The following is a 934-nucleotide window of genomic DNA, read 5'->3' as shown; positions in this document are numbered from 1 at the left end:
CGCGCAGCTCCATTTTACACAAACGCTCACAGCAAAAATTGCAGGTGAGCTTGGCGTTAGGCCCTAGAGCGACCATGAAATATAAAACGCTTCGATCCATTGTTAATTCCTTAGCTGATATGGCTGCGTCAGAGCAGCGCATGTATGATAGTTTTGAGCTAATTCTAGATCGTAGTTTGAAGCAGGTTAGTATTGATTTAATCGCCAGCGTAAAGACTGAGTCGAATGAGGAATTGCCTATTGTGCAAGACCTACAGATTTGGTTTGTAAAGGAGCTGGAAAAACAAAGTATAAATTTGGCGGGCATTGAGTCCGCAAAGTTGGAAGTGAGTTTCGATTATACCAAAGTCCCAACAAACTTAGCTAAGGTAGCCTATTTTCATATATCTACTAGCTGTAAAATATTTTCCGGTGGTAAGTGCGTATCTGGAGAGTCGTTTGAAAGAATATGGTACAACCGAGTCCCGGCCTAACAATGCCATCAAATTGACCACCGAAGCTGCGCACTTTTTTGTGTAACGCTTCGCTTATTTTACACAAAAAACCGCTACGCTTCGGCGTCAATTTATGGCGGCGTTATGCGTGGTATTAAAAGCAGTGCTTTGTCGGTGGTAGGGTTGTGCTAATTGTCTTTTTAGTTTTTGCCGCTCCAACAGCGGTTTAGTAGGGTAAATCGCAGTGATGCAGTCAGGGAGTGGCATTCAATTTCTAGTCGGTCGTGTCCGTACTATGTCTCCTGTCGTTGTTCCCAGAAGTTTCTTTTAAGGCAGTGCCAAATCAAGCTTTATCCCAACCTTCTTGTAGTATTATTTTGGGCTTTTGGTAGTATCTGGTTTTAGTATTTATTGTCTAATCGCTTCGTTTAGGCTGTGGGGCCAGGCTAGCTGGCCCAACGTGTGTGTTACTGGTTTGTGCCGCCTCGCATAACAAGGCG

The 934-nt window shown here is 43.9% G+C and carries 1 protein-coding gene; it reads left to right on the top strand.

Annotation, left to right across the window (positions count from 1 at the left end):
• Positions 1-473, top strand: a 473-nt coding sequence (locus IDZ20_RS07750) for a hypothetical protein (RefSeq protein WP_223144930.1), incomplete at its 5' end; no start/stop codon positions are given.
• Between the last annotated feature and the right edge of the window lie 461 nt (positions 474-934).

Origin of the sequence: Teredinibacter waterburyi (genome assembly GCF_001922985.1) — a bacterium.
GTDB classification, from domain to species: domain Bacteria; phylum Pseudomonadota; class Gammaproteobacteria; order Pseudomonadales; family Cellvibrionaceae; genus Teredinibacter; species Teredinibacter waterburyi.
Note: the sequence above shows the minus strand (reverse complement) of the source record. Positions and strands in the feature narration are given on the sequence as shown.